The sequence below is a fragment of the Pseudoalteromonas sp. NGC95 genome (genome assembly GCF_015864705.1).
Lineage (GTDB): Bacteria > Pseudomonadota > Gammaproteobacteria > Enterobacterales > Alteromonadaceae > Pseudoalteromonas > Pseudoalteromonas arctica.
The window spans coordinates 20,106-46,015 of record NZ_JADYWR010000014.1 but is presented as its reverse complement, the minus strand read 5'-3'; the positions used below and the strand labels follow the sequence as shown (position 1 = coordinate 46,015).

Sequence of the window (25,910 nt, the reverse complement as noted above, 5' to 3'; positions counted from 1 at the left end):
TAAAACGTAGTAAAGTTAGCTGAACTCACCATTTTGGGAATATAGAGGAATCAAGATGTCAGAAATCGTAAAAGTAATCGGTCGCGAAATTATGGACTCGCGTGGTAACCCAACTGTTGAAGCAGACGTACATTTAGCAGATGGCTCTTGGGGTCGTGCAGCAGCACCTTCAGGCGCATCTACTGGTACTCGTGAAGCATTAGAGTTACGCGACGGTGATAAATCACGTTACTTAGGTAAAGGTGTATTAAAAGCAGTTGGTTATATCAATAACGAAATTGCTGATGCTTTAAAAGGCCAAAGTGCATTAGATCAAAGCGCTGTAGATAAAGTGATGCTAGATTTAGACGGTACCGAAAATAAAGAAAAATTAGGTGCAAACGCAATCTTAGCTGTATCACTAGCAACTGCGAAAGCAGCTGCACAGTCTAAAAAAGTTGAGCTTTATGAACATATCGCTGACTTAAACGGCACGCCAGGTGTTTACTCTATGCCACTTCCAATGATGAACATCATCAATGGTGGTGAACATGCAGATAACTCTGTAGATATTCAAGAATTCATGATCCAACCTGTTGGCGCTAAAAACTTCCGCGAAGGCCTACGTATGGGTGCTGAAGTATTCCATAGCCTTGCTAAAGTACTTAAAGCTGATGGTCATTCAACAGCGGTTGGCGATGAAGGTGGTTTTGCACCAAACCTTGCATCTAACGAAGCGGCTCTTGCTGCAATTAAAGTAGCTGTTGCAAACGCAGGTTACGAGCTAGGTAAAGATATTACTTTAGCGATGGATTGTGCTGCATCTGAGTTCTACGACAAAGAAGCAAACATCTACGACCTTAAGGGTGAAGGCAAAAAATTCACTTCTGAAGAATTTAACTTCTTCTTACAAGATCTTACTAATCAGTACCCAATCGTTTCTATTGAAGATGGTCTTGATGAGTCTGATTGGGATGGATTTGCACATCAAACTAAACTAATGGGTGATAAAATCCAATTAGTAGGTGATGATTTATTTGTAACAAATACTAAGATTTTAAAACGTGGTATCGACAACGGTATTGCTAACTCAATCTTAATTAAGTTTAACCAAATCGGTTCTTTAACTGAAACTTTAGCTGCAATCAAAATGGCTAAAGATGCTGGTTTTACTGTTGTTATTTCTCACCGTTCTGGTGAAACTGAAGATTCAACAATTGCTGATTTAGCGGTTGGTACTGCTGCAGGTCAAATTAAAACAGGTTCATTGAGCCGTTCTGACCGTGTTGCAAAGTACAACCAATTGCTACGTATTGAAGAGCAATTAGGTGATAAAGCACCGTACAACGGTCTTAAAGAAGTTAAAGGTCAGTAATTCTATTTTATATAGAATCTAATTTTTAATTTTAGATGATAAAATCCTCGCATAAGCGGGGATTTTTTATGCCTGATACTTTTTCAAAGAGATGAGAATAAGTTGTAGCGTTAAGCTTGCTGGCGCGCGCACGCAGTGCGAAAAGAGGGTACCCACAAAAATGGCTCAACAATTAATATTTTATAACACAGTTAAAGCTGAAACTGCTGTTTTAAAATATCACCTGTAAAACTGGTTTTTAAGTAAAAGCCACGGGGTAGGGTTTTAATTATTTGCCCATTTGGACCAATAGCATCAGTCACTATTTTACTATGAGCAGCTTTAGGGCGTATTTGCATCGCATCGCCTAAATGGCCTGATATTTCGTCGACTCTACCTAGCGCAATTAGCTCCATTTGCTCTTCCCAGTCGCGCTGTAATAAAGCGTCCTGTTCAGGTGAGGGTTGCCACAAAAAGCCGCTGCCAATGGTTCTATCAAACGGGGCAATATCACGTTCGCTTAAAATTGGCAGCCATAAAACATGATTTAGTTTTTTACGTACAGAGCTGGTATGCCAAGTCATTCCTGTAACGTTCATTAAAGGTGTAACCGATACAAACGTAGTTTCAAGTGGCCTACCTTTATAGGAAATAGGGAGTGTTTTTAGCTCAATTCCTAAATCTTCAAAATCCGGAAGTGGTTTTGAGCCCGCAGTAGCACCTAGTACGTATTCAATTAACTGACCAGTCCAACCTTTCTCGCGCAGTAAATCATCTGGCGTTTTAAAATTATACTTGTTAGCAAGCTGCCCTAGAGTTAATCCGGCAATATTATTAACGCGTTGCATTAAATCGTTTATTGAGTGTGGTTTTGTAGGTCGCATGTCATGCCAATTTTATTAAAATATGAATATTATAGAGGTTTAACAACTCACTAACTACGTTGAAATTACTTATGCGGAGAAACTGCATATGATAGTTTTTTGTTATTGAGCTACTTTTTATTGCGATTATAAATATCAATGCAACGTAATTAGTATTCTTAATTTCGGTTGTATAAATATCATAGCCATGATAGCAAATAGGCTAAGCCGTGGATATCACTAGAGTTGTGTGTTTTTTGCTCGCTTGTTGTTTGGGTTAATTTTGAACATATTGAAATTAAGCTGCTTTACTTTAAGTTACTGACTCAGTTGGTTTTTTTAATGTTGTACATTCAGTTTTGATTAAGCAATTTAAAAGTTGTAAGGATAAATACAACTATATGAACATGTTTATCCACAGAATCTGTGGAGAAGCCAAGTTTTTAGATCTAATATTGTGGATTTGTTTGCAAAATGAGCGTGTTTTACAAAAGTTATGCACAAACTGTGAGTAACTAGAGGAAAACAAGAACCGCAATAGCCTTGTTAAGTTATTTTCCAAATATTTACCCACTCTCCATAATTTATCAATGTACTAAAAGCTCAAACTTAGCTTACTAATCGGGTTGGGTATAATAGTATTTGCCGTATTGCGGCTAATGTGGAACAATCATTAAAAATCGACTTACAAATGAGGCACTAAGGTGATTGATGCCGAAGGTTTTCGTGCCAATGTCGGAATTGTGATTTGCAATAATCAGGGACAGGTTTTTTGGGCCAGACGTTATGGTCAACACTCTTGGCAATTTCCCCAAGGTGGTGTTGATGATGGCGAAACTGCAGAACAAACCATGTACCGTGAATTACACGAAGAAGTAGGGTTGCGACCAGAAGATGTAGAAATAGTCGCAAGCTCAAAACATTGGTTACGCTATAAATTACCCAAACGATTAATCCGCCGAGACTCTAGTCCGGTGTGTATTGGGCAAAAACAAAAATGGTTTTTACTAAAATTACGCTGTAAAGACGAAGATGTAAATTTACTTAAAACCCATCATCCTGAATTTGATGATTGGCGCTGGGTAAGTTATTGGTATCCTGTAAGACAGGTTGTATCGTTTAAACGGGATGTTTATCGACGTGTAATGAAAGAGTTTGCTCCTTTCGCCATGCCTTTTAATAAGAGAGAACAACATAAAGATCATTGGCGAAGTAAAAGGTAGTTAATTCAGAATAAAATAAAGGAGCAGGACATGCTGGCTACACTGAGATCTATTGCGGAGTCTGTATCGCGACAAGCGAATTTAGACAGCGCATTAGTGTGCTTTGTGCAAATGGTTAAAGATGCCATGAAAACCCAGTGCTGCTCCATTTATTTTGCAGATTACAGCCAGGACAATTTTGTACTTATGGCAACCGAAGGGCTAAACCCCGATGCGGTAGGTAAGTTTAGAATTGGTTTTACCGAAGGTTTAGTTGGCCTAGTAGCGCAACGCGAAGAACCTATTAATATTGCATTTGCTAAATCGCATCCTCGTTTTAAGCTCTCCCCCGAAGTAAATGAAGAAGGCTACAACGCTTTTTTATCTGTACCCGTTGTTCATCAAAAAAAAGTACTGGGCGTTATTGTTGTCCAACAAAAAATGGCACGTGTATTTAGCCAAGACGAAGAGTCGTTTTTAATAACGCTTTCTGCTCAACTTGCTTCACAGTTAGCGCATGCTGAAATTAAAGAAATATTACGCCAAGATGAGTCATCTCATCAAACGTCTGTTTTAAAAGGTGTATCGAGTGCGCCAGGAATAGGTATAGGACAAGCATTTGTTGTATTACCAAAACTTGATTTTAAATCTATTGAGCTTTTAAAAGACAGTGACGTCACTGAGCAGCGTCGTTTATTTACTCAAGCTGTAGCTGCAACGCGCAAAGAATTTAATACCCTATCTATGACGCTAAGCGATTCTATTCCGCACGAAGCTCTTGCGGTATTTGATGTGTATCAACAACTGCTTGACGCTAAAAGTTTAGGGCATAATGTTGAAATGCAATTACAAGAAGGCTGGTGTGCTAAAAGCGCCCTAAAAATTGTAATAGAGCGTTTAATATCTCAATTTAATGCCATGCAAGACCCTTATATAAAAGAGCGTGCTGTTGACGTTAAAGACATTGGTCTTCGCGTATTACACCACCTTGTAAATACCGAGCACGCTGTTAAAAATTATCCGGCCAACACTATTTTAATTGCTAATACCTTAACACCCGCCATGCTTGCTGAAGTGCCAAAAGGTCACTTAACAGGCGTTGTAAGCGTAAATGGCTCTGCAAATAGCCATGCTTCTATATTAACGCGTGCGATGGGGATCCCTGCCATTTGGGGTATAGAGGATTTACCTCTATTGCAGTTTAATGGCAAACCGATGATTTTAGATGCATTTGCTGGGCGTTTATATATATCGCCTTCACAAATGCTGATGGACGAATACACAGAGTTACAGCATCAAGATAACCTACTAAATAACCGCTTTTTAGCTGAGCAAGACTCAGAATCAATTACGCTTGACGGTGAACATGTTAGCTTATTATTGAACGCAGGCCTTGAGCTTAATACCGAGCAAAGTAGCGCGCATATTTGTGACGGTGTGGGGCTTTATCGAACCGAAGCGTGGTTTATGCAAAAGGGCCAGTTTCCTTCGCAATCAGAGCAAGAAAATTGGTACCGAGAAGTACTAACTAGCTATCATCCTAATCCTGTGGTTATGCGTACATTGGATATTGGGGGCGATAAGGTACTTGATTACTTTAATATTACCGAAGAAAACCCATTTTTAGGTTGGCGTGGTATTCGTATAAGCCTTGATCATCCAGAGTTATTTTTAGATCAACTAAAAGCGATGCTTAAAGCAAATATTGGTTTGGGTAATTTAAAAATAATGCTCCCTATGATCAGTGGCACTGAAGAAGTTGATGAGTCACTTGCGTTATTTGAACAGGCTTATTTTGAGTTAAGTGAAAAATACCCAGAGCAAACCATAGAAAGACCCGACATAGGAATAATGCTGGAAGTACCTTCAAGTGTATTTATGCTTCCAGAGTGGTCAAAAAAAGTCGATTTTTGCTCAGTAGGCAGTAACGATTTAACACAGTATTTATTAGCAGTAGACAGGGCTAACGCACGTGTAGCCGAACTTTTTAACCCTTATCACCCAGGTGTACTAAGAGTACTAAATAAAGTGGCGCACGAATGTGAGCAATATGAACTGCCATTTAGTTTGTGTGGGGAACTAGGCGGCGATCCTGAAGGAGCTATTTTACTTATTGCCATGGGTTACAGACGCCTGAGTATGAATTTATCATCGCTTAATAAAGTGAAGTGGGTACTTAGGCGTTTAAATGTCAGTGACATGGAACAACTACTAAGTGAATGTTTAGCGCAATCCACAGCCAAACAAGTACTACGTTTAACGCGAAGCTTTATGCTAGAGCATAAATTAGGTGATTTGTTTTACACCCCCAAATAAGCTTGTACACCTAATTAATTGCAATACACAGATGCTATTAGTTTTATAATCCTTTAATATATAAACCTTAAAAGGGTATTTGAGATTACTATGTATGACTTAGGTTTGTTAGTCGCAAGCTGCGCACTACTAGGCTGTATTGTTGGGTTTTTAGCTGGGTTACTAGGCATTGGCGGCGGTTTAATTATCGTTCCAGTACTAACCACTCTGCTACTCTCATTTAATGTAACGTCGGCTGATCATGTATTAGTAATTGCTATTGCAACCTCACTCGCTTCTATTTTATTTACTTCAACGTCTTCAGCGCTGGCTCATCATAAAAATGATAATGTGCCTTGGGCAATCGCCCCGTGGGTTATGTCGGGTGTGGCTTTAGGTGCACTTATTAGTGGCTTTGCAGCAAGTTTAATCCCTGAACAAATATTACGTACAGTGTTTGCTATAAGTGTTGTATTTATTGCAGCAAGAATGGTGCTCTCCGCGCGTAATAAACCGATGTCAGAAAAACCGTTGCCGGCTGGTCCTATTTTAGGGGGCGTTTCTGCAATAATGGGCGGGTTATCAGGTTTAATAGGGATTGGCGGCGGAGCTTTAATAGTACCGATGCTTAATTATTTTTCGGTTGATATAAAAAAAGCAATTGGCTGCGCGGCAGCGTGCGGAATTGTTATTGCATTATTTGGCTCTATTGGTTACATCAGCGCAGGCTGGCATGTTACCGATTTAGAGCATGGTTTTGCCGGGTTTGTTTATTTACCTGCATTATTTGGGATTGTTATTACCTCGTGGTTTGTTGCGCCCATTGGCGCCAAAGCAACTCACTATTTACCTGTTAATACAATTAAGAAAGTTTTCGCGGTGCTGCTTGTAGTTATCGCAATTAAAATGGTTTTTAGCTAAAGGTTTATTTTTTATGGCACTTGAGTTTCCTCAAATTGATCCAATTATTTTTTCTGTTGGACCGCTAAGCGTACGTTGGTATGGCTTAATGTACTTAATAGGTTTTGCATTTGCGATGTGGTTTGCTAATCGTCAAGCGTCAAAGCCAAATTCGGGTTGGACTAAAGACCAAGTAAGCGATTTACTGTTTTTCGGCATGTTAGGGGTAATACTAGGCGGGCGTATTGGCTACGTATTGTTTTACCAGTTTAGTTATTTTATAGAAAACCCACTGTATTTATTTAGGATAGATCAGGGCGGTATGTCGTTCCATGGTGGAACACTTGGCGTTATAACCGCCGTCGCAATTTTTTCATGGACGCGTAAAAAGTCACTGCTTCAAGTAGGCGACTTTGTTGCACCACTGGTTCCTGTAGGGCTTTTAGCTGGACGTATTGGTAACTTTATAAACGGTGAGTTATGGGGCCGAGTTACCGACGTGCCATGGGCAATGGTATTTCCAACGGGCGGTCCGCTTGCGCGTCACCCATCGCAGTTATACGAAGCATTTTTTGAAGGCTTAGTGCTGTTTTTAATCCTGCAATGGTTTATTAAAAAACCACGTCCAGCAGGCAGCGTAGCCGGTGTGTTTTTATTAGGTTACGGCGTGTTTAGATTCTGTATTGAATATTTCCGCCAACCCGATGCACAACTCGGTTTATTTGCCGACTTTATTTCAATGGGACAAATACTTTCACTTCCTATGATAGTGGGTGGTTTAGGTTTATTAATTTGGGCATATAAGCAACCACAACACGTTAAAACAGCTAAGGCATAATAAGAAAAGCATGAAACAATATTTAAAATTATGTCAGCGTATTGTTGACGAAGGTCAGTGGGTCGAAAACAAACGTACAGGTACGCGTTGTTTAACCGTTATTAATGCCGATTTAGAATACGATGTGGCTAATAATAAGTTTCCAATGATCACGACGCGAAAAAGTTACTACAAAGCAGCGATTGCTGAGTTACTAGGATATTTACGTGGTTACGACAGCGCTGAGCAGTTTCGTGAGATTGGCTGTAAAACATGGGATGCCAACGCGAACGATAACAACGCATGGCTCAATAACCCTAACCGTAAAGGTGAGGACGATATGGGCCGTGTTTATGGCGTACAAGGCCGTGGTTGGCAACGTCCAGATGGCTCAACGCTTGATCAGCTTTCCAAAGTTATTAATAACTTAAAAAATGGCATTGATGACCGTGGTGAAATAATCACGTTTTATAATCCAGGTGAGTTTGAGCTTGGTTGTTTGCGTCCGTGTATGCATACGCACACTTTTTCACTACTTGGCGATACGCTATACTTAACGTCATACCAGCGAAGCTGTGATGTACCGCTTGGCCTTAATTTCAATCAGATTCAGTGTTTTGTGTTGCTTGCGTTAGTGGCTCAAATTACCGGCCACAAAGCGGGTAAGGCGTATCATAAAATTGCTAATGCACATATTTACGAAAACCAACTTGAACTGATGCGAGACGTGCAGTTGACGCGTGAGCCATTTGAACCACCTCAGTTAAAAATTAATCCAAAAATTAAATCATTAGAAGACATAGAAACGTGGGTAACACGAGACGACTTTGAAGTAATAGGCTATCAATGCCACGAAGCGATTCAATATCCATTTTCAGTATAATAAAAGATTAAGGAAAACATAAAATGAAAGCAGTGATCCCAGTAGCGGGCCTTGGCACTCGTATGTTACCAGCCACTAAAGCAATTCCTAAAGAAATGCTGCCAGTGGTAGACCGTCCTTTAATTCAATATGTAGTAAACGAAGCCGTTGCTGCAGGAATTAAAGAAATAGTGTTAGTAACGCACTCAAGTAAAAATTCAATCGAAAATCACTTCGATACAAGTTTTGAACTAGAAGCTACTTTAGAAAAGCGTGTTAAGCGGCAACTACTTGCCGAAGTGCAAGCAATTTGCCCTAAAGACGTAACCATTATTCACGTACGCCAAGGTGAAGCAAAAGGCTTAGGCCATGCTATTAGTTGTGCAGCGCCTATTATTGGTAACGAACCGTTTGTAGTTATTTTACCAGATGTAATTATTGACGATGTAGAGAGCGATCTTAAAAAAGATAACTTAGCAGAAATGATCGCTAATTTTGAGAAAACCAAGCACAGCCAAATTATGGTAGAACCAGTACCAATGGCACAAGTTAACCAGTTTGGTGTGGTTGATTTAGGTGATGTTGACTTAAAGCAAGGTGAAAGCTCACCAATTCTTAATATGGTAGAAAAGCCGCCAGTAGATGAAGCTCCATCAAACTTAGCTGTAGTGGGTCGATACGTATTAAGCGAAAATATCTGGCCGTTACTTGCAAAAACTCCGCAAGGTGCAGGCGACGAAATTCAATTAACTGACGCAATTGCGATGTTAATGGAACACGAAAAAGTAGATGCATACGCTATAAAAGGCCGTAGCCACGATTGTGGAAGTAAAATTGGTTACTTAAAAGCAACGATTGAATTTGCACTTCGTCGCGATGAATTTGCCGATGAATTAAAATCATTTATTAAAAAACTGATTTAACAGTTAACGTAAAACATGAAAGGCGCCTATATCGGCGCCTTTTTTTATGAGTTTTATTAGGGCCTGTTTATCTTTCGAGGTTAAATTTTCAGCAGGCTGTTTGGTATTTAGGCAAGGCAGAGCCTATGTAGTGTGGTTATTTCCCATAAATAGGCGATAACGTAGCATAAATGCCAAACATGCGCTGCCCGAAGGGTTCTGCCTCGGGACAATTTACTCTTTGTTACTCGGTTTTTACTTAGCCCACTAGGTTACAAACCTCGCGCCGCGATTAAATGGCCCCTAGATTGAACAAATTTTAATCCTGAAAGGTCAACAGGCCCTAGAATAAAATAAGAAAAGGAATAGCTCTAAAATAAAAGTTTTTAAGTCATTACAGACATATTGTTATTTATGTTGTAAAGTTTGTGTTAATTGGCATTGAATTTGTATTAAATAATGCTCTCAAGGAAGGGGTGGAGTATGCAACGTTGTGTTTTACGAAATACTGACAAGCATGCGAAGAGCTAAGTTTTATAGCTCACAGCTTAAATAAAGTTAAACGCTTTCTTGTGAGAATGTTTAACTGAAATGTAGTGTAAAAACACTGCTTTCAGGACAACTAATACATGTTTATATATAAAAAAAATAACATTGGGCTTTTACTTAGCTTGCTAATGCTTTTATTTGGTACAGCATGCAGCGTCTCGCCTGAAATAAAAACCATTGATGAACAACCTCAAAGTAACTCGCCTGACTACGTATCAATTACAGCCCTTGAACTTGCACAGCTAAAAGATGCCGCAATGCAGTGGCAACAAGCTCGTGAAGGTATAGAGCGAATTTTAAGATTAGAAAAAGAAATAACTTACCTCGTAAATCATATCGATATTATAAACAGCAAAGCTATTGCGCAGTCTAATCAAGGGTATAGCAGCAAGTCTGTACGCTCACCACGAAACACACGCAATGTTAAGTCACGCCAACAAGTTAAACAAAATTACAGTAATAAAAAACAAACTGTAGAATTAAATAAACCTAAACATGTATTTGCTTTACAGGTAGCTTCGGTTGACTCAGAGCAAGGTGTGGCTAAAGCATGGCAAGAGCTAAATACTAAAGCAGCACCGTTGTTTAGAGACAAAATATTGACTAACGTAGAAACCGCCAAAATAAACGACAAAATGTTTTACAGGCTAAAACTTGGCTCTTACCAAAACTTTAAAAATGCAAAAGCAGACTGTGACGTATTCAAGTTGTACAAACTCGATTGCATAGTAAGTAACTATACCGATAAGCCAGTAAAGCTGTAGTTAAAATAGAAACTTGCTTAAAATCTGTTTATCCATAAAATACACCCTTCATAATTAAATGCGTTTAGGGGGTATATGACCCCATAAAACAACGTCATTTCAGGGAAGGAAAATGCTTTTAAAACGGAGCTTAGAATGCATGATGCTAATGGGTGTACTTGTTTTATCTGCATGTAACTCATCTCAACAAGTTAAAATGGCTCAAGCAACCCCGCCCGATTCTTATTGAAAAGTCTGATTTGGAGCTGCTCAAAAGCTCTGCGGCACAATGGGAAAGCTCTCAACCAAAAGTAGAGCAGCTACTCAAGTTAGAAAATAAATTAACGCAGCTTGCTACTAACCTAAAACAACTAAATGAGTCTGATGTTCTAAATACTCGTGTAAATGATGTAGTTAATAACGAAAGTATATTAAAAACCGACTCGGCATTGTTTGCTTTGCAAATTGCCGCTTTTAAAAATAAAAATGCATTGCAAAAGAAGCTCAGCGAATTCCAAAAAAAATACCACAAAATATCATCTTATCCACTGAGATAAATGTAGAAACCGTAAGTGTTAATAACACAACTTTTTATCGATTGAAGTTAGGTGCTTATAGCAATTCAGCGGATGCGAAAAATGATTGTTTAGCTCTTATAAAGCAACAAGTAGCATGTTTTGTTAGCTATTATGTTCAACAACCTTACAGAAGTACGATATAGGCATACAAATTGCTTCATCCTCAGTATGTTTTGAAGAGGATGGCAATTATGCGCCTTTTACTGCCTTTATTATTTTTAAATTTAGCTGCTTGTAACTTGGTGCCACCGCCAGAACCAAGTGTGCCTACAGATGCACCTAAAGCGGCCATGGCTCCTTTTACTGTTGATGACTATGTAGTTAATTTAACGTCGCAACTTAACCACCTAAATGGAGCATTAAATGCTAATGCACGTGTTGGCGTTAGTAGCTTCTTTTATGCAGATGCACTAGATACAAAATTAGTGACAGGGCAAGCCTCAGGCTTAAGTCAGCAGATCCAAGAAAGTCTGCTTACACAATTTACGCAACTAGGTTATCACACGGTTGAGTACAGACTTGGGAATAACCTCTATTTATCAGAAAACTCAGACAGTATTTTAAGTCGCGATTTAAGTAAATTACGTAATCGCCAAAATATTGACTTAGTTATCACAGGAACAGTGACTCGCCAGCAGCATGCATACATAGTTAATGCACGGCTTGTGAATATAGAAAATAAACAGGTGCTCTCTGCGGGAAGTACCGAGATCCCAATTAATGTGATGTGGGGTAATGAAAAAATACAGCAACGCGATGGCTACTTATACCGCAGCGAATACTAACCAGGAGCACAAAATGAGAAATCTATTAATTACCCTCTGTTTACCTTTGGGCTTTGGCTGTTCGCATATACTAAATGGTATGAATACAGGTACGGATGAGACCCAGGTTCAAAATAATAACCAAACAACGCAACTCGTTAATAATCAGCGTGATGTTGCAGATCCAGTATCCAATGACCGTTTATTTCAATCGGACTTTGCTCAAAAAAATAGTCATACTAAGCCGACTCCGCCAATGCGAAAGAACATAAACCATTATGTACGCGGGATAATGCAAGACATGGTTGAAAATCTGCAATATGTTAATGGAAAAACACCATTAGCTGTTTCAAGTTTTGTATTTTTAGATGATGATTTTAATGACAGTAGTTTACTGGGTAATCAAATATCAGAAAGTTTTATGCACGAGCTACATAATTTTGGCATACCCGTTATTGACTTTAAAACAACCGACTACATGCGTGTTACACCTGAAGGAGACTTTGTATTTAGTCGAGATTATTTAGAGCTTAACCAAGATCAAAACTTTAAATACGTACTCGCTGGCACATTAGTGAGTAGTCAAGGAGGAGTCCTTGTAAATGCACGTATTATTGGGCTGCAAAGCAAAGCCGTAGTAGGCACTGCGCAAGGTTTTATTCCGCAGTCAGTTGTTGATGCACTTAATAGTAACTACCGCACTGATGGCATAATGCTTAAGCAAGCAAGCAAGTGAGGCTAACTATGTCGTATATACTAATTACTATCGTTGGATTTACTACTTTAATTGGGTTAACAGGCTGCTCAATGACGCATAATAATGAGCATAACGAAAACACAACACGAACAGATTACACAGTAAACGGTGGTAATGATCAGCTTAATATTGCTTATAATAATCAAGCAATACAATCGCAAGTTGAATACGATCCATCTCAGCAGTTCACACCACTTAAGCACCATAAAACACTTGCTAACTATGTAGAGCAAATGGCACTTGATTTGGTTGATACGCTTGAATTTGAAAGTGATACCGACACCAATATTAATATTGCCGTTACTACCTTGGTCGATCTTGATTCATCGCTTACTAAAAGTAATCAATTGGGTAATCAAATATCTGAGACGTTAATTCATCAGTTACAAAAGTTTGGTTATGGCGTGGTTGATTTTAAAACAACCCAAACAATAGATGTAAATAGCCGTGGTGATTTTGCTTTTTCACGTGATATTGAAAAGCTTAGTGATGAGCAAATGGCGAGCCATGTATTAGCGGGTACATTAATTTATCGCCATGATGCTGTTGTTGTAAATACACGTGTAATTAACGCGCATACAAAAAAAATCGTCGCGAGTAGTCGAAAACTAATCCCAATTTATGTACTAAATAAAGAAGATATATACTTATCAAGCAATTAAGTTCAGTTGTTGCTTGATATAAAAAACCAGATGCCGTTATAATTCACACCTCTAAGCACACAGCTTATTTGTGGCCTCTTAGTTAAATGGATATAACGGCCCCCTCCTAAGGGGCAGTTGCAAGTTCGATTCTTGCAGGGGCTACCAACTTACGTTTTTGTTTGTATTTCATACTACTCCATATTCATCCATATAAGACTAACTTAATCGCCTATGGCTTGGTATAGCTGGTTATACCTAAAGTTCAAGTTCTACCATATCCCACCATAACCACTTTTTATATTCCATCTTTTTAGTTACACTCATAGTTACACCGAATCGTTTTATCGATTTTGATGTAACTAAAACCGCTGTAATTCAATTATGCGGATGAAAATTAAAGGAAGAATGGGATCTTAATTTTAGTATCCCATTTAGGCCTAGCTACCTGTTCGGTAATGGAGTGAAACATGGCAAGAGCAACAACCCCTTTGAATGATACGCAGATAAAAAATGCGAAACCAAAAGCAAGTGAATACCTATTGTCGGATGGTGGCGGGTTAGGCTTGCGTATAAAAAAGAATGGCTCTAAAACGTGGCTGTTTAATTACTACCGTCCGCACATCAAAAAGCGAGCGCAAATAAGTTTTGGTGTTTACCCTGCGGTACCATTAGCAGCGGCTAGAAAAAAACGTGACGAAGCAAGGGCGTTACTTGCTGATGATATTGACCCTAAAGAATATAGAGAAAAAATTCAGAGCACTAAGATAACTGAGGCCAAGAGCACATTTGAGGCAGTGGTTAGGGAATGGGTATCGCTTAAGGAGCCAAAAGTAAGCGCTAGATATGCTTTTAATCTGCGTAGAGGGTTTGAGATTCACCTTTTCCCTGATGTTGGTGATATACCTATTAGCAAACTCTCGGCTCAATTGACTATTGAAGTCTTAAAGCCATTAGCTGCTGCTGGAAAGTTAGATATTCTTAATCGAATTTGTAGACGTATAAATGAGGTTATGGAGTTTGCTATTAATACAGGCCGACTACAATCCAATAATTTAAGAGGTATCAGCAAAGCGTTTGATAGTGCTACCCATACAGGTATGTATAGCTTTGCTCCGCAAGAATTACCCGATCTTATTAGCATAGTGAATAGCGCTAACATCAAGCTAATTACAAGATGCTTATTTGAATGGCAGCTACATACAATGGTTAGACCTGGGGAGGCTGTGAAAGCTGCTTGGAACGAGATTGATTTTGAAAATAAAACGTGGAATATTTCAGCGGAAACAATGAAAAAAAAGCGACCTCATACCGTACCACTTACGCCTCAATTGCTATCTTTACTTGAGTATATGAAGCCAATCACAGGTCATCGTGAATTTATTTTTCCTGCATATAGAAACCCTCGTAATCATTTAAGCCGTGAGACCTTAGGGGCAGCGCTTAGGCGAATGGGCTTACAAGGTAAGCAAACAGCCCACGGTTTACGAGCGCTTGCCAGTACAACACTAAATGAACAAGGTTTTGACTCTGATTTAATTGAGGCAGCACTAGCGCACGTTGATAAAAACCAAGTACGCGCAGCTTACAACCGAACCGACTATTTAGAGCGCAGGCGTAAAATGATGTGCTGGTGGTCTGCTCATATTGAAGCGGCTAGTAAGGGTGATTACTCGGTCACTGGCAATCAGCATTTAAAAGTAGTTTAAGGATTAGCTAATGGATGAATTTATTAGTGTAGATGAAGCGTTAGAGATGCTTTTTGATAAAGCTGATATGAGCGATAGCGATAAAATAAAGCGTTTATTTCGGCATTACAACAGAGGGAAAATTGATTTTTATACTGAATTATTTGGGTTACGACATAGTCGTTATGGAGTGCGCAAAAATCAAAAGGAAAGCTCTGAAAATATAGAAAAATTAGAAGGTTTCTTTAAGTTGAACCGACAGCATTGTGATGAGTATTTTCATGAATTATTGCTTTTACATTTAGGTGTAGAGTTCAAAGATAATGATGTTGAAGCGGGTAGCAATGTTATTGATCCCTATGATCATCACCAGTTCTATGAGAGCTCTAGCATTGGGTTGGTGGAAGATATGGAAGGGCAAGTTTGGAAGTTAAAAGATCAAGAGCCAACAGAATATAAAGGAATTGAAGTACATCATATTCACCCTATACACCCTCAAGTTGATGACTTATTAATTAAGGCTGATCAAGTAGCAATATTAGTGAAAGCAATTAAGCCAAAAAAAGAGCCTCATAATCGTTTCGATATTATAGATAAAAGTAATAGGGAAAGAATGGAAATACTGGGGGCAGCATTAGCTGTATTATCTGAATTTAGGGGGGAGTGTGTAACAAAAACCACAGGTAAAGTGGCTGGCGCAAAGGTAGCTAAGTTAGTTGAAATCAAAGCACAGCTATTTTGGCCTGAAACATTGGAGCCTCCACAAGATAAGGTGTCGATTGAAAAGATAATTAATGAATGGTTGAACAAAGCAAGGTAAATTTTGTTTTGAATCATATTCTTATGTTTATTTTTAGAAAGTTAAGTTTTGAAATCAGAAACCTAAAGTTAGCTGTCGTGTAATTTATTTTTGAGCCCTTAATATTCGCCTTGACCCAATAAAATAGAATAGAAGGTGAAAGGCGATGACAGATAGAATTTTAAAATTAAATGATGTTGTGGAAATTACTGGCGCTAGCGTATCTACGATTAACCGCTGGGAAAAGGCGGGTAAGTTCCCTGCTAGAAAAAAGCTAGGTATTAAGGCTATGGGCTGGCTTGCTAGTGATATTAAAAAATGGATGGAAAGCTTACCCAGTGCTAATGAAGTGAAAGGGGCGACCTAATGAAAGGGGGCAGCGGCAAAAAAGCCGCCACTCAAGCCAATTCAGCAGCCAATGATAATAGCCCAAAAAAGCCGAAGGCGCAGCCAAAGAAAGAACGCGCATTTATTTATATTTTGCAGCACCCCACAGGCGCTACAGAAAACGATATTTTACGTAATGTTGGTCTATCCAGTGGTAGAAACTATTTCACGCAGTTGGAGCGCTTACATGGTTTTGAATTAACGCGAGTTAATGATGAGAACCCAGACGGTATAGGTACCCATCTTAGATATAGTTTTTCATCACCAGAAATAGCAGCGGCAATTTTGAAAGAGATTAACGCGAGCCGAATAAGGCGAAAAGCAGGAGCATTAAGCCAGGAGCAAGAGGCGGAGTTGTTGGCACCTTTTAAAAAACTTCAATGAGCATTATAAGTTTGACTATAGGAGACGGGTTATGAGCGCTCGCGGTAGCAGTAAGGATAGTTTGGCAGATGCTAACGAAGTGGCCTATATCAGTTATCAAATTGAAGAAGTTGAAGGGCTGGTGTCTTTGATTGTTGGTGTAGGAGAGTACGAAAGTGTGGGGAGTGACGTGATCAATTATATGCTGGAGGCGGCTATGGGGCGGATTGATTGTATTTTAAGGCAAGTAAATGATGCGCTTTTAGGTTTGGCTAAAGAGCGTATAAAGGTTCGGAGCTGGTTATCTCAGGCCAACGCAATTTTAGTCGCTTTACGATGCCTAAATAACAACGGTGAAAGTATTGCGGAGGATTCACCAAGTTATGCGCTAAGTTTGGCTGGGGGTCTATTAAGAGATTGTCACAAGGCGGTAAATGATTTGCCGCTAAGAGATAATGGTTGGCAAGATAACTTGTTGAAGATGGAAGTACATTAAACAATCGAATTTTAAAGCAACGTAATAAATTTAATTAATAAGGAACAGGATAATGACTACAAACAATATGAAATATGATGCTAGCATTTCGGCAGACAACTTTGACTATCTTGATGGGGCGGTAAGTCAGGTACATAGCCTAACAGTGTTTATTACTGCTAATGATAACTACAAGTCTATGACAGAGACCACATTAGCAAACTTACTCTGGACTGTTAGTGAGCGCATAGGGGGAGTATTGACGGATAGCGTTGATATGTATTTTGGTGAAATCCCTAGAGAACAATTGAAATTTGAGCAGCTTTTAATTCAGGCTAAAACGGTGCTGGACGCTTTGCGTAATAGTGAGGGGTTTGGCGGATTGCTTGGAGGTCATCTGAGTAATGTAATTTGGCTGGTGGATGGTCTGCTTGAGGATGCTATAAAAGAATTAGGCAAAATGTCTACTCGTTCTGATGAACAGGCCGCTTAATAGAAATATGCGCCACCAGCATATTAAATCAACTTTGAATTATCCCTTGGTAGTGATCGTGGCCAAGGGAAACCCACCTAAGAAAATAGCCTAAAAAACCTATGTACCAGTATTTTTATGTAAGCGAATACTATCGCTGTGTGCGTTGTCGTTTATGACTTTTTGTTGGTGAAATAATATGAACATTCAAAGTTGGTTTTTTACCCTCGAAAAATGGCTATTTTTGAAGATGCGCCCCAGTAGAGGCGTTATAGCTATGGATAGTAGCTACTAACAATTAACTGGGTATTTAATAATATCTACGGCTCATGAATGACTAACCAACTAACCATAAATAACAATGATAAAGGGTATGAACACATTTTTGTCCACGGTGAAAAAGGGTGGTGGGTAAACGCTGGAAAAAGTGGCCTAATGGTTAAGCCTATGAGGGCTATGCTAGGCCAAATTGAGGCCATGTTGAGCAACCATAGTCGTGTAATGTTAATTCGTTTTGATTTGCGTATGGAGTCGTACACGCCAGATAACAAAATCATCACTGTATTTAACCGTAGGCTGTTTAAATGGGTTAAGGCTCAATATGGGGTTAGTCGTATTGGTTTTGTGTGGTGTAGAGAGCTTGAGAGGGCAAAACGTCAACATTACCACTATGCGCTTATGCTTGATGCGTCAAAAGTTAACTATCCAAACAGTATAACCAAGAAGGTTTTACAGATATGGGGCGAGCTTAACGGTTCGGCTTATGTACCAAAAAATTGTTATTACATCATGAAGCGCGATTGCTTGGAGTCACAGCAAGAGGCTATTTACCGTATATCTTATTTAGCCAAAGCGCGTGGGAAGGGCTACAAAGCTACTCAGGCTAAAAATTACGGTGCTAGTAGGATAAAGCTAAAGGCTAATGAGTTTTGAGATGTTTTGGTTTGAATGGATTTTATGGCTCTTTTAAGCCGTGTGACAGGGTGAACAGTGCGGAACAAATGGCGGAACAATTTAAATTTCAAGTCATTGTTTTTTATTTGGAAGTTATTTAATTCGGAACAAATGAGGGCTTAAATAAACGATTTGTTTTTTTAGGCGTCTAATAAAAGGCACTGTAAGCTCTTAGTTGAAAATTAACTTTACAGACCGGGCAATGTTTTTTGTTGCCGTAATTTGTCACGTCTATCTGGAGTAGTTCGAGAAACAATTTTAGCAATTTGCTTGTTAGATGGTTGTTGTTAATTTTCGAGAATAAGGTTAAAAATTTCATGTTCATTCAATGGACCCTCTGAAAGGAGATCTAATGTCATCTCATCAATATTAAAGAGAAATAAATCGATAAGAGCATTACGAACCTCATGGTTATCGTTATACCTTGCAATAAAATCTAAAATATCGAAGAACCTACGAATTGGTTTAGCTAATTCTTCTTTTGGTAAGTCCATGTAATATTGATTCATTAGTTCATGTTTAAATAGAGCGAGAACTAGGGCTGTATCCTCTAAATTATGTATATCTGTTGATGGAGCATACTTAGGTTCTCCAAATTTAGTAAAACATTCCTCATGAGTAAAATCTTTTAGAACACAACAAGACCTGTACTTAGATAGTTCACGGTTGGCACGTTCATCTTCAAGTATTTCATATAGCCGCATTTTTTCATTTTTAGCACTGTCGTTGAGTAGCTTATTGTAAGCTTGATTTTTTTGCTTAAATGAAATCTTTCGTTCGAATGCCTTGGTTGAACTATCTAACATCGCATTAAAAATCTTTATCGCTTTATCAAATTCTAAAACATCGTTAGTTGCTTTAAGTTCTTTTTTGCTTGTCTGCCAAGTGAGGAAAATAAAAATAGAGGTAATAGCCAATAACGGAGGAGTTAATATTCCATTAAAGTAGCTTGCAGTATCTACCCAATTCTTTAATGGGGCGTCTAAATTAAAATTAAAAGAACTAAAAAAATACCAAGCAACAACAAAAAACAAGACGACAATCGTAAACCCGTACAAACATGTAGAGACTATTGTTGTGTTATCGTTCTTTTTTTTACTCATGATCATTCCTTTGTATAAACGTATTCTTATCGATTTTTAATTACTTAAAAATTAGAATTATTATATACCGACCAGTATTAGCTCTATGCATAACAAATGGGGGAGGTATGGGTTACTAAACTTAATGTGTTATTTAAAGTGATCCAGCTACAAAGCCAACCGCTGCTCCAATAGCTGTTCCCCAGCCTGGCATTATTTGCGTTCCAATCATGGCGCCGCTTGCAGTGCCGCTCATTTGAGCGCTTTTCTGCTGTTGCTCTAAATTATTATTTGTCATTTCACGGTTTTGCTCTAAATCTGAAAGGGTTTTTAATGATCCTGTCGCTTTGTTTTTAGTGCTTTGTCCCGCTTGCATAATTGAATAGCTCATGAGCCAGCCTCGATGATATTGAGTGATACTTAAGAGGTAGTTTACTGATGTATGGATATTATGCAATTTGATAGTTTTAGCCCTTCCTTGGCTTGTACGTGGCTATGTATGCAAATATAAATATTGCGGCAGAGAAAGAGGCCGATGTGATTATAAGGTCAATATACTGACTTTCGTGGTCTCCAATAATTATGAATAGAATAAATGAAGCCAGGCCAATTGATAATGATCTTTTTAACGGTTTTTTCAATCTTACTCGAGAGTTATCAATTTCAATTTGTTCCAGCCTTATTTCGGTTTGTGTAGGCTTGGCTTTACACGGTGGGTATAGGAATTTCCTAGTTAAAGCGAATATCTCCAAAGGTAAGAACACGACTATAAACGCTCCGACAATTATCCCAACTACACCATGCTCTTGTTTAAGATATTCGAATACAGAAAGCTTGCTTTTGCCAGCTACAAAGTTTGTGGGGTTGGTTTCGCTATAAACGATGTATAGCTGGGTGCTAACCTTTACTTCTTCACCGAAGTCTATTAGTCCTTTGTGTCCATTAAAAGCTATGAGGTGGTCATAGTGCCTATTAGTACGGCCTTTGCGTCCGCTTGATTCACTGTATTGATATGCTATTACTTTAGCTGTGGTTACTTTCCCGTTTTGTACTAGGTCATAACTTTTTAGGATGCTGCCTGATGAGTACCAAATGACCAGTATCAGAAATGATGAGTAGGCGGCTATCTTAAATATTAATTTAATTCGTTCCATGAATAATTATCCTTTTTATTGGTGGCTTAATAATTCCACTTCTAATGTGAGCTGTAAATGATATTAGCAAATTTGTGACAAAAAATTTTAGTTACACTGGTAGTTACATCGGTTGATTGTTTGTTTTATTAATTTGTTTATTATCAGTTATTTGAAGTGTTAACTTGGTGTTTGCAGGGGCTACCAATTAAATCAATGAGTTATATTTTAACCTCCCTTCCTTATACTTTGTTTATAGCGTATATGTAGTCGTGTTTTATTTTTAATTAATGGTATTTAACACTTCTTGCTCGCATTTTTCACGCTCTGTAATCATGGCTTCAAAGTCAGTTTGAATTTGTGCTAGAACAGTTGGTGGGTTAAGTCGTTTGATTCTTTTAAATTGAATACTTTCTTCTTCATCATAGGCGAGTATTGCTAAAGTAATTTTTTCGCGTTCGATACCATTTGAAAATATTCCTTCGGTATCTAATTGTATGAGCACTTTCTCCATGGTTGTAAGCCATTGATGCCAATTATCCATTGCTTCTATATCTGATTGAAACAAATCAATGCTGTTTTCTAGTTTTTGACACTCTAGAGTTGTTTCATCAAAGTATTCGGAATAATCCTCAAACGTGGGGTAGTCTTCTGGATTCCATTTAGCCATGTAGAAACTACTTACATCATTGCCGTACTCTTCTTCAAATACTTTTTTTAAATCCGATAAGGTATTAAACATTGGAAGTAGTGAGTAGCTACCTGTGTGGTAAAAGCCCATTACATAAAGATCGTTACCGTATTTTTGTATAATGTTTTTAAACGCTTTTTTGGTATCTTGATAAAGTGTTTTTTCGAAGTTTTTAGTATCTAACATGAGGTCATTATTTCTTTTATTATTACAGAAATTTATATGAAAAAGAGAGCGATTAAAACTCACTCTACTAAAATAAAATAACCAGAGCTATTATATGACTCTGGTTATTGTAAGTTAATATTAGCCATCACTTGTAATCGTATCGATTAGCTCACTAAGTACGGCTTCAGATTTACTTGTTTCTACTTGGCAAGTACCTGCATTTAAATGACCACCACCGCCGTATTTAAGGCACAGTTCGCCAACATTCGTGTTTGAGCTGCGGTTAGTGATTGATTTACCAACGGCATACACTACGTTTTGTTTTTTAAGGCCCCACATTTTATGAATCGAGATATTGCAGTCGGGGTACATTGCATAAATAACAAATCGGTTTGTGGCGTAAATTGTTTCTTCTTGGGTTAAATCAAGAACCACTAAGTTTTTATGGACGGTAGCGCATTGAGAAATTTGCTCTTTGGCTTTTTCGTTATGCTCGTTATATAAAGCAACACGTTCGGCTACGTCTTCCATTTGTAGGATTTCTTCGATGCTTTGATCTTTACACGCATCAATCAGTTTCATCATTAATTGGTAATTTGAAATTTTAAACTCGCGAAAACGACCAAGGCCAGTTCGCGCATCCATAATAAAGTTCATTAAGACCCAATCGGTTGGGTTTAATATTTCGTCTTTTGAAAACTGAGCAGCATCGCCTTTATCTACCGCGTCCATCATTTCAACAGAAATATTTGGAAGTTTTTCAGCGCCGCCATAATAGTCATAAACTACGCGAGCTGCTGATGGGGCTTCTGGATCAATAATATGATTTTTTATGTCGCTTGAGTTACGAACGGTTTCGCTAAGGTGATGATCGAATGCGATGTGACAACCTGCAACGTAGGGGAGGTTGGTGGTAATGTCGTTTTCGGTAATGTCTATTTTGCCATCTTGCATGTCTTTTGGATGAACAAACAAAATATCGTCAATTAGGTCTAAGTCTTTAAGCAATACGGCACAAACTAAGCCATCAAAATCGCTGCGAGTGACTAGTCTAAATTTATTATTGGGCATAGCTATTCCATCTTTTTAATTGAATTATCAATTAAGTGTAACAGCTAAATTTTTTTTTGAGAGGTCAGCTTAAAAAAATTATAAAAAAAAGCCAAAACGTTAGTTTTGGCTTTTGCTAGCAAGTTTGTATGTGTGGCAAATAGGTTATGCGCCTGGGCCACATTCCATACATGAATTTACAATGTCTGGGCCAAATTTAAGTTTGGCATTTAAGTCGCGAAGGGCGGTACGTAACCCTTCTTCAATTACTGGGTGGTAAAATGGCATATCAAGCATTTCTGGTACGGTCATTTTGTTTTGTACAGCCCATGCAAGTAAGTGAGCAATATGTTCGGCTTGTGGGCCAATAAACTCAGCACCTAAAAATAAGCCTGTGCCTTGCTCCGCATATACACGCATATGACCTTTGTTTTTAAGCATTACTCGGCTACGGCCTTGGTTTTCAAAGCTGACTTCGCCTACTTCAAAACAACCGCATGGGCCTAATCGGTCAGTAATTTGCTTGTAGCTTTCGCCTACCATTGCTATTTGTGGGTCGCTAAATACAGCTGCAATTTTAGCTCTGCGCAGACCTATACGTACATCTGGGAAGCGCCCTGCATTTTGACCTGCAATAGCACCTTGGTCAGATGCTTCGTGTAGCAGTGGTAGCATGTTACTTGCATCGCCTGCTATAAATATGTTTGATTCACCACATTGCATTGTGTGCGTGTCTGCGTGAGGTACGCCGCGTTCATCAAGCTCAATGCCGGTGTTTTCAAGGCCTAGTTTATCTACGTTAGGTACTCGGCCTGTGGCTGCAAGTACGTAGTCAAACTGTTCGGTGTGTTTTTCACCTTGTTTGTCGGTGTAAGTTAGCTGTGCTTTGTCGCCAACTTGCATCATGTCAGATACGTTTGAGTCGGTATCTACAAAAAATTCTTCAGCAAAAACAGTGTTTGCGTAGTCTTTTACTACTGGATCTGTAAGTGGGCCAATTGCGCCGCCTACACCAAATAGTTTTACATTTACGCCTAGTCGGCTAAGTGCTTGGCCAATTTCAAGACCTATTACACCAGGGCCAAATACAGCGACTGATTCTGGTAGGTCATCCCAATCAAATACGTCGTCGTTTATAATAAGTTTGTCGCCAAAGTTATTAAATACGCCAGGGTACGAAGGGCGTGAACCAGTGGCAATTACAAAGCGTTTTGCTGTAATAATTGTGTGGTCGTCTATTTGTATGCGGTTTGTGTCTAAAAATTTAGCGTAACCACGAATTTTATCACCATCTGGTAATTCATCTACGGCTTCTACTACGAATCCTGCAAAACGATCTCGTTCACTTTTAACGCGTGCCATAACTGCTTTGCCATCAATGATAGGCTTTGAGCTATGAACACCAAATGCAGGTGCCATTTCAATTGCGTGTGCAGCTTCAGCGGCTGCAATCAATAACTTACTTGGCATACAACCAACACGTGCACATGTGGTGCCGTATGGGCCTGATTCGATCATTAATACATTTTGTGTGAACTGTTTAGCATTACGATAAGCACTTAAACCAGCAGTGCCTGCGCCTATAACAACAACATCGGTTTGCAATTCTTTCATAGTATTTTTTCCTCTAATAAATAGGGGCATAAAAGCCCCTATTTTTTACCTACTAACGTTAGGTATTTAATTTACTTATTAATTAAGCAAAGTATTTTTCTAAGTCGTCTGAACCACCGATGTGTTTACCACCAATGAATATTTGTGGAACAGTGTCACGACCAGATACAGCTTTTAGGCTTGTTAGTGATGCGCCTGCACCCATAACAATCTCTTCATATGCGAAGCCTTTTTCTGCAAGAAGCTCTTTTGCTTTTTTACAGAAAGGACAGCCAGGTTTAGTAAAGATGCTTACTGGTTCTGGTTTAGCTTGCTTAGGGTTGATGTAATCAAGCATTGTGTCTGCGTCAGATACTTCAAACGGGTCACCTGGTAAATCTGGTTCGATGAACATTTTGTCAATCACGCCATCTTTAACAAGCATAGAGTATCTCCAGCTGCGCTTACCAAAGCCTAGGTCGTTCTTATCTACTAACATGCCCATGCCGTCAGTAAATTCGCCGTTGCCGTCTGGTAATAAAGTAATGTTTTGCGCTTCTTGATGTTCAGCCCATGCGTTCATTACAAAGGTATCGTTTACTGATAAACATACGATTTCGTCAACGCCGTTTTGCTTAAGTACGCCTGCTAATTCGTTGTAACGTGGTAAGTGAGTTGATGAACATGTTGGTGTGAATGCACCTGGTAGTGAAAACACTACAACAGTTTTACCTTTAAAAATGTCATCTGTTGTTACTGATTTCCAATCGTTATTTTGACGAGTTGCAAATGTAACACTTGGGATTGTTTGACCTTCGATATTGTTTAACATAATTTTTGTTCCTCTTGATTTGTTGATAGCCATTATGGTGAATAATTAAATATAGTTCCAATCGTTTGTTTGTATTAAACTGATAGTTATAAACTATCACGTAGAGCTGAATATGAACTTAAAAGATTTTGAATATGTAAAAGCAATAGCGCAATATAAACATTTTCGCAAAGCTGCCGATGCATGTTTTGTAAGCCAGCCTACATTAAGTGGTCAAGTAAAAAAACTCGAAAATGAGCTTGGCGTTACTTTGTTTGATCGCTCAACCAAGCAAGTTACCTTAACAGCTAAAGGTGAACGTTTGTTGACGCAAATAGAGATTATTTTAGAACAAACGCAAATACTCAAAGAACTTGCTGCTACTTCTAACGAGCCTCTACAAGGTAAATTAACTATTGGTATTATTCCTACCATTGCGCCTTACTTGTTGCCTGCGTTATTAACATCGATGAAAGCGGCATTTATTGATAGCCAGTTTTCGTTTATTGAGATGCAAACAGCAACAATTTTAGAAGCTTTAAACAAGGGTGAACTCGACTTTGCTATTTTAGCCGATGTGCCAGAGCTTATTAATTACCATACGGTTGCTTTATACAAAGAAGATTTTTTAGTGGCGGTATCACACGATAACGCGCTGTCTAAGCATAAAAAAGTAGCGCTGAGCGATCTTCAAGGATGCAGCCTATTAATGTTAAGTGATGGCCATTGCTTTAAAGATCAAGCCCAAAAGTTTTGTTTTTCTGCAGGAGTCGATGTATCTAACCAGTATAAAGGTAATAGTTTAGAAACATTATTAGCGTTAGTGGCTATGGATGACGGTATTACATTTGTACCAAAGTTGGCATGTACCGACCGTGTAGGGATTGATTACTTGCCTATATTCCCTAATCAGCAGCGTAATGTGGTGTTTGCATGCAGAAAGCATTATCCGCATTTATCTGGTGTAGAACAATTGGGCGAGTGGTTATCGACTCACCCTAATTTAAAAGCTAAATTAACTAAAAAAGTTAATTAAAT

General features: G+C 38.6%; 29 protein-coding genes and 1 tRNA gene. 22 read left to right on the top strand and 8 right to left on the bottom strand.

Annotated features, from left to right (window positions below):
- Nucleotides 1–55 precede the first annotated feature (55 nt).
- Nucleotides 56–1,354: a phosphopyruvate hydratase gene (gene eno, locus I6E70_RS13525; protein ID WP_024589994.1), complete on the top strand. Its 1,299-nt coding sequence runs from the start codon at nucleotides 56–58 to the stop codon at nucleotides 1,352–1,354.
- 191 nt (nucleotides 1,355–1,545) lie between these two features.
- Here eno and mutH read toward each other — a convergent pair whose 3' ends face one another.
- Entirely contained in the window at nucleotides 1,546–2,217 is a 672-nt protein-coding gene (gene mutH / locus I6E70_RS13520) for a DNA mismatch repair endonuclease MutH (protein WP_024589993.1), read from the bottom strand.
- Nucleotides 2,218–2,900: 683 nt separating this feature from the next.
- On the opposite strand from mutH, the gene rppH reads away from it, so the two are divergent.
- From rppH to I6E70_RS13420, 20 genes are all read left to right on the top strand, one after another.
- On the top strand, nucleotides 2,901–3,419 hold the full coding sequence (gene rppH / locus I6E70_RS13515; RefSeq protein ID WP_002958704.1) for an RNA pyrophosphohydrolase: 519 nt from the start codon (nucleotides 2,901–2,903) through the stop codon (nucleotides 3,417–3,419).
- A gap of 30 nt (nucleotides 3,420–3,449) precedes the next feature.
- On the top strand, nucleotides 3,450–5,714 hold the full coding sequence (gene ptsP, locus I6E70_RS13510) for a phosphoenolpyruvate--protein phosphotransferase (protein ID WP_007583118.1): 2,265 nt from the start codon (nucleotides 3,450–3,452) through the stop codon (nucleotides 5,712–5,714).
- Between the two features lie 90 nt (nucleotides 5,715–5,804).
- On the top strand, nucleotides 5,805–6,614 hold the full coding sequence (locus tag I6E70_RS13505) for a sulfite exporter TauE/SafE family protein (RefSeq protein WP_007583120.1): 810 nt from the start codon (nucleotides 5,805–5,807) through the stop codon (nucleotides 6,612–6,614).
- Nucleotides 6,615–6,627: 13 nt separating this feature from the next.
- On the top strand, nucleotides 6,628–7,431 hold the full coding sequence (lgt, locus tag I6E70_RS13500; RefSeq protein WP_197188920.1) for a prolipoprotein diacylglyceryl transferase: 804 nt from the start codon (nucleotides 6,628–6,630) through the stop codon (nucleotides 7,429–7,431).
- 10 nt (nucleotides 7,432–7,441) lie between these two features.
- On the top strand, nucleotides 7,442–8,293 hold the full coding sequence (locus I6E70_RS13495) for a thymidylate synthase (RefSeq protein WP_197188919.1): 852 nt from the start codon (nucleotides 7,442–7,444) through the stop codon (nucleotides 8,291–8,293).
- A 23-nt stretch (nucleotides 8,294–8,316) separates the two neighbouring features.
- Nucleotides 8,317–9,195 (top strand): UTP--glucose-1-phosphate uridylyltransferase GalU, encoded by an 879-nt coding sequence (galU, locus tag I6E70_RS13490; RefSeq protein ID WP_007583126.1) that lies wholly within the window; start codon nucleotides 8,317–8,319, stop codon nucleotides 9,193–9,195.
- A 608-nt stretch (nucleotides 9,196–9,803) separates the two neighbouring features.
- On the top strand, nucleotides 9,804–10,487 hold the full coding sequence (locus I6E70_RS13485; RefSeq protein WP_197188918.1) for an SPOR domain-containing protein: 684 nt from the start codon (nucleotides 9,804–9,806) through the stop codon (nucleotides 10,485–10,487).
- Between the two features lie 158 nt (nucleotides 10,488–10,645).
- Nucleotides 10,646–11,023, top strand: a complete 378-nt coding sequence (locus tag I6E70_RS13480; RefSeq protein ID WP_197188917.1) for a hypothetical protein — start codon at nucleotides 10,646–10,648, stop codon at nucleotides 11,021–11,023.
- Between the two features lie 41 nt (nucleotides 11,024–11,064).
- A complete protein-coding gene (locus tag I6E70_RS13475; RefSeq protein WP_231620114.1) occupies nucleotides 11,065–11,187 on the top strand; it encodes a hypothetical protein in 123 nt (40 codons plus the stop codon).
- Nucleotides 11,188–11,235: 48 nt separating this feature from the next.
- A complete protein-coding gene (locus I6E70_RS13470) occupies nucleotides 11,236–11,829 on the top strand; it encodes a FlgO family outer membrane protein (RefSeq protein ID WP_121953499.1) in 594 nt (197 codons plus the stop codon).
- 13 nt (nucleotides 11,830–11,842) lie between these two features.
- Nucleotides 11,843–12,544, top strand: coding sequence for a FlgO family outer membrane protein (locus I6E70_RS13465; RefSeq protein WP_010553226.1), 702 nt, complete (start codon nucleotides 11,843–11,845; stop codon nucleotides 12,542–12,544).
- An 8-nt stretch (nucleotides 12,545–12,552) separates the two neighbouring features.
- Nucleotides 12,553–13,227, top strand: coding sequence for a FlgO family outer membrane protein (locus tag I6E70_RS13460; protein WP_121953500.1), 675 nt, complete (start codon nucleotides 12,553–12,555; stop codon nucleotides 13,225–13,227).
- A 72-nt stretch (nucleotides 13,228–13,299) separates the two neighbouring features.
- Nucleotides 13,300–13,374 (top strand) — tRNA-Arg (locus I6E70_RS13455).
- Between the two features lie 302 nt (nucleotides 13,375–13,676).
- Nucleotides 13,677–14,915 (top strand): integrase domain-containing protein, encoded by a 1,239-nt coding sequence (locus I6E70_RS13450; protein WP_197188916.1) that lies wholly within the window; start codon nucleotides 13,677–13,679, stop codon nucleotides 14,913–14,915.
- Between the two features lie 10 nt (nucleotides 14,916–14,925).
- Nucleotides 14,926–15,714 carry a hypothetical protein gene (locus I6E70_RS13445; protein WP_197188915.1) on the top strand — a complete coding sequence of 263 codons (789 nt, stop codon included), beginning with the start codon at nucleotides 14,926–14,928 and terminating at the stop codon, nucleotides 15,712–15,714.
- Nucleotides 15,715–15,859: 145 nt separating this feature from the next.
- A complete protein-coding gene (locus I6E70_RS13440) occupies nucleotides 15,860–16,060 on the top strand; it encodes a helix-turn-helix transcriptional regulator (protein ID WP_197188914.1) in 201 nt (66 codons plus the stop codon).
- Entirely contained in the window at nucleotides 16,060–16,464 is a 405-nt protein-coding gene (locus I6E70_RS13435) for a hypothetical protein (RefSeq protein ID WP_197188913.1), read from the top strand. The genes I6E70_RS13440 and I6E70_RS13435 overlap by 1 nt, the downstream gene beginning before the upstream one ends.
- 31 nt (nucleotides 16,465–16,495) lie before the next feature.
- Nucleotides 16,496–16,939, top strand: a complete 444-nt coding sequence (locus I6E70_RS13430) for a hypothetical protein (RefSeq protein WP_197188912.1) — start codon at nucleotides 16,496–16,498, stop codon at nucleotides 16,937–16,939.
- 52 nt (nucleotides 16,940–16,991) lie between these two features.
- Nucleotides 16,992–17,411 (top strand): hypothetical protein, encoded by a 420-nt coding sequence (locus I6E70_RS13425; RefSeq protein ID WP_197188911.1) that lies wholly within the window; start codon nucleotides 16,992–16,994, stop codon nucleotides 17,409–17,411.
- A gap of 312 nt (nucleotides 17,412–17,723) precedes the next feature.
- The gene (locus tag I6E70_RS13420; RefSeq protein WP_197188910.1) at nucleotides 17,724–18,323 is read left to right on the top strand and encodes a YagK/YfjJ domain-containing protein; all 600 of its coding nucleotides are present in this window, start codon (nucleotides 17,724–17,726) and stop codon (nucleotides 18,321–18,323) included.
- A 308-nt stretch (nucleotides 18,324–18,631) separates the two neighbouring features.
- Here I6E70_RS13420 and I6E70_RS13415 read toward each other — a convergent pair whose 3' ends face one another.
- The 7 genes from I6E70_RS13415 to I6E70_RS13385 all read right to left on the bottom strand — a co-directional run bounded on the left by I6E70_RS13415 (nucleotide 18,632) and on the right by I6E70_RS13385 (nucleotide 24,893).
- Nucleotides 18,632–19,447 (bottom strand): hypothetical protein, encoded by an 816-nt coding sequence (locus tag I6E70_RS13415; RefSeq protein WP_197188909.1) that lies wholly within the window; start codon nucleotides 19,445–19,447, stop codon nucleotides 18,632–18,634.
- Between the two features lie 133 nt (nucleotides 19,448–19,580).
- Nucleotides 19,581–19,817: a glycine zipper domain-containing protein gene (locus tag I6E70_RS13410; RefSeq protein WP_197188908.1), complete on the bottom strand. Its 237-nt coding sequence runs from the start codon at nucleotides 19,815–19,817 to the stop codon at nucleotides 19,581–19,583.
- A gap of 76 nt (nucleotides 19,818–19,893) precedes the next feature.
- Nucleotides 19,894–20,580: a hypothetical protein gene (locus I6E70_RS13405; RefSeq protein ID WP_197188907.1), complete on the bottom strand. Its 687-nt coding sequence runs from the start codon at nucleotides 20,578–20,580 to the stop codon at nucleotides 19,894–19,896.
- A gap of 262 nt (nucleotides 20,581–20,842) precedes the next feature.
- Nucleotides 20,843–21,436 (bottom strand): DUF4303 domain-containing protein, encoded by a 594-nt coding sequence (locus tag I6E70_RS13400; RefSeq protein ID WP_197188906.1) that lies wholly within the window; start codon nucleotides 21,434–21,436, stop codon nucleotides 20,843–20,845.
- A gap of 120 nt (nucleotides 21,437–21,556) precedes the next feature.
- Complete coding sequence (locus I6E70_RS13395; RefSeq protein ID WP_024609032.1) at nucleotides 21,557–22,489, bottom strand: exopolyphosphatase; 933 nt, start codon at nucleotides 22,487–22,489, stop codon at nucleotides 21,557–21,559.
- Nucleotides 22,490–22,633: 144 nt separating this feature from the next.
- Nucleotides 22,634–24,082 (bottom strand): dihydrolipoyl dehydrogenase, encoded by a 1,449-nt coding sequence (locus I6E70_RS13390; RefSeq protein ID WP_039484710.1) that lies wholly within the window; start codon nucleotides 24,080–24,082, stop codon nucleotides 22,634–22,636.
- 82 nt (nucleotides 24,083–24,164) lie between these two features.
- A complete protein-coding gene (locus tag I6E70_RS13385) occupies nucleotides 24,165–24,893 on the bottom strand; it encodes a glutathione peroxidase (protein WP_010553231.1) in 729 nt (242 codons plus the stop codon).
- 112 nt (nucleotides 24,894–25,005) lie between these two features.
- On the opposite strand from I6E70_RS13385, the gene I6E70_RS13380 reads away from it, so the two are divergent.
- Complete coding sequence (locus I6E70_RS13380) at nucleotides 25,006–25,908, top strand: LysR substrate-binding domain-containing protein (RefSeq protein WP_169044261.1); 903 nt, start codon at nucleotides 25,006–25,008, stop codon at nucleotides 25,906–25,908.
- The last annotated feature ends 2 nt before the right edge of the window (nucleotides 25,909–25,910 follow it).

Excerpts from the sequence above, each read along its gene's own strand:
- eno (WP_024589994.1), top strand. The coding sequence starts at position 56 with ATGTCAGAAATCGTAAAAGTAATCGGTCGCGAAATTATGGACTCGCGT.
- mutH (WP_024589993.1), bottom strand. The coding sequence starts at position 2,217 with ATGCGACCTACAAAACCACACTCAATAAACGATTTAATGCAACGCGTT.
- ptsP (WP_007583118.1), top strand. The coding sequence starts at position 3,450 with ATGCTGGCTACACTGAGATCTATTGCGGAGTCTGTATCGCGACAAGCG.
- I6E70_RS13505 (WP_007583120.1), top strand. The coding sequence starts at position 5,805 with ATGTATGACTTAGGTTTGTTAGTCGCAAGCTGCGCACTACTAGGCTGT.
- lgt (WP_197188920.1), top strand. The coding sequence starts at position 6,628 with ATGGCACTTGAGTTTCCTCAAATTGATCCAATTATTTTTTCTGTTGGA.
- I6E70_RS13495 (WP_197188919.1), top strand. The coding sequence starts at position 7,442 with ATGAAACAATATTTAAAATTATGTCAGCGTATTGTTGACGAAGGTCAG.
- galU (WP_007583126.1), top strand. The coding sequence starts at position 8,317 with ATGAAAGCAGTGATCCCAGTAGCGGGCCTTGGCACTCGTATGTTACCA.
- I6E70_RS13485 (WP_197188918.1), top strand. The coding sequence starts at position 9,804 with ATGTTTATATATAAAAAAAATAACATTGGGCTTTTACTTAGCTTGCTA.
- I6E70_RS13470 (WP_121953499.1), top strand. The coding sequence starts at position 11,236 with ATGCGCCTTTTACTGCCTTTATTATTTTTAAATTTAGCTGCTTGTAAC.
- I6E70_RS13465 (WP_010553226.1), top strand. The coding sequence starts at position 11,843 with ATGAGAAATCTATTAATTACCCTCTGTTTACCTTTGGGCTTTGGCTGT.
- I6E70_RS13460 (WP_121953500.1), top strand. The coding sequence starts at position 12,553 with ATGTCGTATATACTAATTACTATCGTTGGATTTACTACTTTAATTGGG.
- I6E70_RS13450 (WP_197188916.1), top strand. The coding sequence starts at position 13,677 with ATGGCAAGAGCAACAACCCCTTTGAATGATACGCAGATAAAAAATGCG.
- I6E70_RS13445 (WP_197188915.1), top strand. The coding sequence starts at position 14,926 with ATGGATGAATTTATTAGTGTAGATGAAGCGTTAGAGATGCTTTTTGAT.
- I6E70_RS13440 (WP_197188914.1), top strand. The coding sequence starts at position 15,860 with ATGACAGATAGAATTTTAAAATTAAATGATGTTGTGGAAATTACTGGC.
- I6E70_RS13435 (WP_197188913.1), top strand. The coding sequence starts at position 16,060 with ATGAAAGGGGGCAGCGGCAAAAAAGCCGCCACTCAAGCCAATTCAGCA.
- I6E70_RS13430 (WP_197188912.1), top strand. The coding sequence starts at position 16,496 with ATGAGCGCTCGCGGTAGCAGTAAGGATAGTTTGGCAGATGCTAACGAA.
- I6E70_RS13425 (WP_197188911.1), top strand. The coding sequence starts at position 16,992 with ATGACTACAAACAATATGAAATATGATGCTAGCATTTCGGCAGACAAC.
- I6E70_RS13420 (WP_197188910.1), top strand. The coding sequence starts at position 17,724 with ATGACTAACCAACTAACCATAAATAACAATGATAAAGGGTATGAACAC.
- I6E70_RS13415 (WP_197188909.1), bottom strand. The coding sequence starts at position 19,447 with ATGAGTAAAAAAAAGAACGATAACACAACAATAGTCTCTACATGTTTG.
- I6E70_RS13410 (WP_197188908.1), bottom strand. The coding sequence starts at position 19,817 with ATGAGCTATTCAATTATGCAAGCGGGACAAAGCACTAAAAACAAAGCG.
- I6E70_RS13405 (WP_197188907.1), bottom strand. The coding sequence starts at position 20,580 with ATGGAACGAATTAAATTAATATTTAAGATAGCCGCCTACTCATCATTT.
- I6E70_RS13400 (WP_197188906.1), bottom strand. The coding sequence starts at position 21,436 with ATGTTAGATACTAAAAACTTCGAAAAAACACTTTATCAAGATACCAAA.
- I6E70_RS13395 (WP_024609032.1), bottom strand. The coding sequence starts at position 22,489 with ATGCCCAATAATAAATTTAGACTAGTCACTCGCAGCGATTTTGATGGC.
- I6E70_RS13390 (WP_039484710.1), bottom strand. The coding sequence starts at position 24,082 with ATGAAAGAATTGCAAACCGATGTTGTTGTTATAGGCGCAGGCACTGCT.
- I6E70_RS13385 (WP_010553231.1), bottom strand. The coding sequence starts at position 24,893 with ATGTTAAACAATATCGAAGGTCAAACAATCCCAAGTGTTACATTTGCA.
- I6E70_RS13380 (WP_169044261.1), top strand. The coding sequence starts at position 25,006 with ATGAACTTAAAAGATTTTGAATATGTAAAAGCAATAGCGCAATATAAA.